The organism is Bacillus sp. Root131 (assembly GCF_001429475.1).
GTDB classification, from domain to species: domain Bacteria; phylum Bacillota; class Bacilli; order Bacillales; family Bacillaceae_G; genus Bacillus_A; species Bacillus_A thuringiensis_S.
In genome coordinates this window covers 41,672-48,410 of sequence record NZ_LMJQ01000014.1, presented here as the reverse complement: position 1 = coordinate 48,410, position 6,739 = coordinate 41,672, and the positions used below count along the sequence as shown (strand labels likewise).

Here is a 6,739-nt window from a genome sequence, read left to right as displayed (position 1 = left end):
CATACCGAACACGGAAGTTAAGCTCTCTAGCGCCGATGGTAGTTGGGACCTTGTCCCTGTGAGAGTAGGACGTCGCCAAGCAACTAAAACACGAGTCATTTGACTCGTGTTTTTTTGTATTGTTAAAAAGAATGGGAAAGAAGTAATTGTAATACAAACACGTTGCCCAAGAGTTAATCATATTATATAAGAGATGGGTGTATATTTTTCTGGAAATTGTTAAGGATTAGAAGTATAAAATAGGTTCACTTAAATAGGGAGGGAAGGTTATGAAATTACAAAGTGAAGTTTGTATTGTTTGTGAGACAAAAAGAAAAGAAGGTATATATGTTTATAATAATTTAATATGTTATGAATGTGAAAAGGATATGGTGAACACAGAGACAGATGATCCAAAATATATACATTATTTAAAGCAACTTCGAAAATTAGAAGTATCATATTTTTAAATAGGCATATGCCTATTATTTTTTTTGTTCTGTATAATAGATGGAGAATGAATTATAAGGAAGAGATGTAGATGAATCAAAATCATATGCCTTTATATGAGGCGTTAATAGAGTTTAAAGAAAGAGGGTCGTTATCTTTTCATGTTCCAGGTCATAAGAATGGTTTAAACTTCCCTCAGAAGGCAATAAGAGAGTTTAAAGATATTCTATCTATTGATGTAACTGAGTTAGCAGGACTGGATGATTTGCATAGTCCGTTTGAATGTATAGATGAGGCACAACAATTATTGACTGAAGTGTATGATACAAAGAGAAGTTATTTTTTAATTAATGGTTCAACAGTCGGGAACTTAGCAATGATTTTGTCTTGTTGCAGGGAACATGATATTGTTCTTGTACAAAGAAATTGTCATAAATCAATTATTAATGGTTTAAAACTAGCGGGAGCAAATCCCATTTTTTTAGATCCATGGATTGATGAAGCTTATAACGTACCAGTGGGAGTTCGTAATGAAATTATTAAGAAAGCAATTGGAAAATATCCAAATGCGAAAGCACTCATTTTAACGCATCCTAATTATTATGGTATGGGGATGGATTTAGAGGCAAGCATCGCTTTTGCACATGCACATAAAATCCCTGTTTTGGTAGATGAGGCACATGGGGCACATCTTTGTTTGGGAGAACCATTCCCAAAATCAGCGTTAACATATGGTGCAGATATTGTAGTTCATTCTGCACATAAAACATTACCCGCAATGACAATGGGTTCCTATTTACATATAAATAGTCACTTAGTAGACGAAGAGAAGGTTACTACTTATTTAAGTATGCTACAATCTAGTAGTCCATCGTATCCAATTATGGCTTCCTTGGATATAGCACGCTTTACAATGGCGCGTATAAAAGAAGAAGGACATGGTGAAATTGTTGAGTTTTTACGGAGATTTAAGGAACAGTTACGTTCTATTCCACAAATCGCCATTTTAGAATATCCGTTGCAAGACGAGCTAAAGGTTACCGTACAAACTCGTTGTCAGTTATCAGGGTACGAATTACAGTCCGTATTTGAAAATGTCGGTATATATACAGAGATGGCTGATCCGTACAATGTCCTATTTATTTTACCCCTGCAAGTAAATGAGGAGTATATGAAGGTTATAGAGATGATCCGAGTAGCATTGCAACATTATGACGTGAAAGACAAGAGGGAATCTATTCGTTATACTTATAAAGGTGAATTCTCTCCTTTGCCGTATACGTATAAACAACTAGAAGGATATGGAACAAAGATAGTATCTATAGAAGAGGCTGTTGGAATGATAGCGGCGGAAATGGTAATTCCGTATCCACCTGGAATTCCATTGGTTATGTATGGAGAGAGAATTACTTCAGAGCATAAAGAGCAAATTATGTATTTAGAGAGAGCAGGAGCTCGTTTTCAAGGTAATACGAAATATATGAAAGTGTATGATATAGAAAGTAGGTTTTAGGATGAAGGGATTATTTGTAACAATTGAGGGTCCAGAAGGTTCAGGTAAAACAACGTTAATTAAAAGCTTATTACCATATTTTGAACAAAAAGCACAAAAGGTAATGGCGACAAGGGAACCAGGTGGTATTGCAATTTCTGAGGACATTAGGACGATTTTACATAAACAAGAATATACGATGATGGAAGCACGTACAGAAGCGCTTCTTTATGCTGCTGCGCGCAGACAGCATTTAGTAGAAAAAGTTATGCCAGCACTTAATGAGAACTATCTCGTGCTATGTGATCGTTTTATAGATAGTTCTTTAGCATATCAAGGCTATGCAAGAGGGTTGGGTATGGATAAGGTATTTGAAATAAATCGTTTCGCAACAGAGGACTGTATGCCTAGTTTAACAATTTATCTAGACATTGAGCCTGAGGTTGGTTTGGCTCGAATTGAAAAAGATGCAGGACGTGAAGTAAATCGACTAGATATGGAAGATATCTCTTTCCATAAACGTGTGCGCGAAGGGTATTTACAAGTTGTAGAACGTTTCTCGGATCGTATTGTATTGGTAAATGCTGATCAGCCGATGGAAAAACTTATAGAAGAAGTTGTTCAGATTATAGAAGATAAATTGTTATAATAGAAGGAAAGAATGAAATAAGTGAGGTATGCATTATGATGAAGACGTGGGAGCAGCTTTCTGCTATACAACCCATCGGTGTAAAAATGTTGATGAATAGCATTGCAAAAGAGCGTATATCCCACGCTTACTTGTTAGAGGGAGGGAAAGGTACGGGAAAGTTTGCGACAGCAATTCAAATGGCAAAGAGTTTCCTCTGTTCTCAGCGGAATGGAGTAGAGCCCTGCCATGTATGCACAAATTGTAAGCGAATTGATTCAGGTAACCACCCTAACTTACATATTGTAAAACCAGACGGATTATCTATTAAGAAGCAGCAAATTCATGATTTACAAGAAGAGTTTTCAAAAACAGGATTAGAGGCAAATAAAAAATTATATATTATTGAGCACGCAGATCGTATGACAGCAAATGCGGCAAATACACTTTTGAAATTTTTAGAAGAACCAAGTAGTGATACAACCGCTATTTTACTTACTGAACAAAGTCATCAAATTTTAAATACGATTTTATCTCGCTGCCAAGTTGTTACGTTTAGACCGTTACCTACGGAATCTTTAATTAGAAGATTACAGGAAGAAGGTATTACAGCATCTTTATCGACACTTGCTGCTCAACTCACAAATAGTTTTGATGAAGCTTTAGCTTTATGTAGTGATGAATGGTTTGCACAAGCACGAGCTTTAGTGATAAAATTATGTGAAGCGCTCGAAAAAGATAAAACCTCTATTTTTTTTGTACAAGAAAAATGGGGAAAACACTTTGGAGAGAAAGAACAATTACAACAAGGTTTAGATATGTTACTCCTTATTTATAAGGATTTACTATATGTTCAACTTGGAGAAGAAGATCGTCTTGTTTTTCATGAGCAGAAAGAGATGTTTGAATCGTTTTCCTATGCTCAGAAGCGCATTGTATCAGCTCTCTTTAATATATTAGAGGCAAAAAATAGAATCAACGCTAATGTAAATGCGCAGCTTGTGTTCGAACAGTTAGTGTTGCGGTTGCAGGAGGGATGACCGTTTTGTATGATGTAGTAGGTGTTCGCTTTAAGAAGGCCGGAAAGGTATATTACTTTGATCCAAATCAGTTCGATATCTCTGAAAATGAGTTTGTCATTGTAGAAACGGTAAGAGGTATTGAATACGGAAAAGTAGTTATTACCAAAAAGCAAGTTGATGAAAACGACGTTGTATTACCGCTAAAAAAGGTTATTCGTATTGCAAATGAAAATGATCGTACCATTGTTGAAGAGAACAAACATGCTGCAAAAGAAGCATATCAAGTCTGTCAACAAAAGGTAGTAGAGCATAATCTTGATATGAAACTTGTAGATGTAGAGTATACATTCGATCGTAATAAGATTATTTTCTATTTTACTGCGGATGGTCGGATCGATTTCCGCGAACTAGTGAAGGACTTAGCGGCAATTTTTAGAACAAGAATTGAACTAAGACAAATTGGTGTTCGTGATGAAGCGAAGATGCTAGGTGGTATTGGTCCATGTGGTCGTATGCTTTGTTGTTCTACTTTTTTAGGAGATTTTGAACCTGTATCCATCAAAATGGCAAAGGATCAAAATTTATCATTAAATCCTGCAAAAATCTCTGGTTTATGTGGTCGCTTAATGTGTTGCTTAAAATATGAGAATGATGAATATGAGGCAGCAAAGGAACAACTTCCTGATTTAGATCAACGTATACAAACCCCGCATGGTACTGGCCGTGTTATCGGATTAAATATTTTAGAAAGATTAATTCAAGTGGAACTAGTAGACAAGGAACGGATAGTAGAATATACGTTAGATGAGTTAGTGAATAAAGGGGTCGTTTCGAGTCAAACCACAGATTAATGAGGTGGGTGCTTGTGGAGAAAAAAGATATTTTTGAATCGGTTTCTAGTATGGAAGAGCAAATTGGACATTTATACAAACAGTTGGGAGAGTTAAAACAGCATCTTGCAGAGTTGTTGGAAGAAAACCAGCATATAAAAATGGAAAATAACAATTTGCGACGCCGTTTTGAAGAAGTGCAGAATAAAGAAAAACAAAAACCTCAAAAACGTAAAGAAGTGAAGCCGAAAACAGATATTGGTGAGGGCTATGACAATTTAGCGAGACTGTATCAAGAAGGTTTTCATATTTGCAATCTACATTATGGAAGTGTACGTAAAGAGGGAGATTGTTTGTTCTGTCTGTCATTCTTAAATAAAAAGTGAAATTACCTTTCCAATTATAATTGGAAAGGTAATTTTTTATACATGAAATAGGGTAGGTTAAGGGTAAGAAAAGGAGCAGTATATGAATTTATATGAAGATGAACGTTTAGATTACTTATTAGCGCAAGACATGAAGATTATACAAAGCCCATCAGTATTTAATTTTTCTTTAGATGCGGTTTTACTTGCGGATTTCGCATGGGTACCAATTCAAAAGGGGAATTTACTTGATTTGTGTACAGGTAACGCGGTTGTCCCCCTTTTATTAAGTACAAGAACAAAAGGAAAGATTACTGGTGTGGAAATTCAAGAACGCTTATATGATATGGGAGTAAGAAGTGTTCAATATAATGGGCTGAAAGAAAGAATTCACCTCATACATGGAGATTTGAAAGATATGCCAGAGAAACTCGGGCGTCACCAATATGATGTTGTTACATGTAATCCACCATATTTTCAAACACCTCAAACTTCAGAGAAAAATATGAATGAACATTTAGCGATAGCTCGTCATGAAATTATGTGTACATTAGAAGATGTTGTATCTGCAAGTAGTCAGTTAGTAAAACAAGGCGGGAAAGTAGCATTTGTACATCGTCCAGGACGATTACTCGACATCGTCACATTAATGCGTAAATATAAAATTGAACCAAAGCGTGTGCGATTTGTTTATCCTAAGGTTGGAAAAGAAGCAAATACATTGTTAATTGAAGGAATTAAGGATGGGAATGCAGATTTGAAAATTTTACCACCCCTCGTTGTATACGAGAACAATAACGAATATACAAAGGAGATACGTTCAATTTTATATGGAGAAGAATAAGCATTTTTTTTATGTGGTAGAGTGCTCTGATGGAAGTTATTATGCTGGATATACAAACCATATCGAAAAACGAATTCAGACTCATAATAGCGGCAAAGGAGCTAGGTATACACGCGTCAGGCGTCCTGTCGTTTTAAAGTATGTAGAGACCCACGATGATAAGCGTACAGCTATGCAAGCGGAGTATTATTTTAAGCAATTAACGAGAAAACAAAAAGAGGCATATATGCAAAAAGGAGAACGCTATGTGGCAACAAAAAAGCTTTCAACAAAATGAAAAGGGAGTTTTATATTTAGTACCAACTCCTATTGGAAATCTAGAAGATATGACATTTCGTGCAATCCGAATTTTAAAAGAAGTTGATTTAATTGCTGCTGAAGATACGAGACAAACGAAAAAACTTTGTAATTATTTTGAAATTGAAACACCTGTCACGAGTTATCATGAGCACAATAAAGAAGTAAGTGGGAAGAAAATATTAGAGAAATTAGAGGATGGAAAGAATGTAGCACTTGTTAGTGACGCTGGTATGCCGTGTATTTCTGATCCAGGTTACGATATTGTTGTTGAGGCAGTAGCTGAGCAATATCATGTAATTCCGCTTCCTGGAGCAAATGCAGCCCTTACAGCATTAATTGCATCTGGTCTTGAAACAAAGCAGTTTTATTTCTATGGTTTCTTGCAGAGAAATAAAAAGGAACGAAAGATGGAGTTAGAAAAGCTTCGTTATGTACAAACTACAATGATGTTTTATGAAGCGCCTCATCGTTTAGATGATACTTTAATTTCGATGCAGGAAGTGTTGGGAAATAGAGAGATTGTATTATGTCGGGAGTTAACGAAAAAATTTGAGGAATTTATTCGAGGAACAGTCGAAGAAGCAATTGAGTGGACGAAGCAAAATGAGGTACGTGGTGAGTTTTGTATTTTAGTAGCTGGTTCGACAGAAGAACCTGCTCCAGAAGAACAATGGTGGGAATCTCTTTCAGTATATGATCATATTGAACACTATATAAATGAAAAAGGTATGAATTCAAAAGAAGCGATTAAAACAGTCGCTAAAGATCGAGATTTGTCGAAAAGAGATGTATATCAAATCTATCATGTCGATAAAAAATAAGCTTCTCA

9 protein-coding genes are annotated in these 6,739 nt (G+C 35.7%); all 9 read left to right on the top strand.

The genetic code is table 11. The annotated features are described in order from the left end of the window. Nucleotides 1-269 precede the first annotated feature (269 nt). The 9 genes from ASE54_RS23485 to rsmI all read left to right on the top strand — a co-directional run bounded on the left by ASE54_RS23485 (nucleotide 270) and on the right by rsmI (nucleotide 6,731). Nucleotides 270-449: a sigma factor G inhibitor Gin gene (locus ASE54_RS23485; protein ID WP_000776279.1), complete on the top strand. Its 180-nt coding sequence runs from the start codon at nucleotides 270-272 to the stop codon at nucleotides 447-449. A 71-nt stretch (nucleotides 450-520) separates the two neighbouring features. Next, on the top strand, nucleotides 521-1,942 hold the full coding sequence (locus tag ASE54_RS23480; RefSeq protein ID WP_001073008.1) for an aminotransferase class I/II-fold pyridoxal phosphate-dependent enzyme: 1,422 nt from the start codon (nucleotides 521-523) through the stop codon (nucleotides 1,940-1,942). Between the two features lies 1 nt (nucleotide 1,943). Continuing rightward, nucleotides 1,944-2,570 carry a dTMP kinase gene (gene tmk, locus ASE54_RS23475; RefSeq protein WP_000677218.1) on the top strand — a complete coding sequence of 209 codons (627 nt, stop codon included), beginning with the start codon at nucleotides 1,944-1,946 and terminating at the stop codon, nucleotides 2,568-2,570. A 35-nt stretch (nucleotides 2,571-2,605) separates the two neighbouring features. Next, a complete protein-coding gene (gene holB / locus ASE54_RS23470; RefSeq protein WP_000978578.1) occupies nucleotides 2,606-3,589 on the top strand; it encodes a DNA polymerase III subunit delta' in 984 nt (327 codons plus the stop codon). Nucleotides 3,590-3,594: 5 nt separating this feature from the next. Then, a complete protein-coding gene (locus tag ASE54_RS23465) occupies nucleotides 3,595-4,422 on the top strand; it encodes a stage 0 sporulation family protein (RefSeq protein ID WP_000272429.1) in 828 nt (275 codons plus the stop codon). Nucleotides 4,423-4,436: 14 nt separating this feature from the next. Beyond that, complete coding sequence (gene yabA / locus ASE54_RS23460; protein ID WP_000412064.1) at nucleotides 4,437-4,787, top strand: DNA replication initiation control protein YabA; 351 nt, start codon at nucleotides 4,437-4,439, stop codon at nucleotides 4,785-4,787. Between the two features lie 82 nt (nucleotides 4,788-4,869). Further along, nucleotides 4,870-5,610, top strand: a complete 741-nt coding sequence (locus ASE54_RS23455; RefSeq protein ID WP_001055358.1) for a tRNA1(Val) (adenine(37)-N6)-methyltransferase — start codon at nucleotides 4,870-4,872, stop codon at nucleotides 5,608-5,610. Continuing rightward, on the top strand, nucleotides 5,597-5,887 hold the full coding sequence (locus tag ASE54_RS23450) for a GIY-YIG nuclease family protein (protein ID WP_000414353.1): 291 nt from the start codon (nucleotides 5,597-5,599) through the stop codon (nucleotides 5,885-5,887). The genes ASE54_RS23455 and ASE54_RS23450 overlap by 14 nt, the downstream gene beginning before the upstream one ends. Further along, nucleotides 5,856-6,731: a 16S rRNA (cytidine(1402)-2'-O)-methyltransferase gene (gene rsmI / locus ASE54_RS23445; protein ID WP_000267816.1), complete on the top strand. Its 876-nt coding sequence runs from the start codon at nucleotides 5,856-5,858 to the stop codon at nucleotides 6,729-6,731. The genes ASE54_RS23450 and rsmI overlap by 32 nt, the downstream gene beginning before the upstream one ends. Nucleotides 6,732-6,739: the final 8 nt, after the last annotated feature.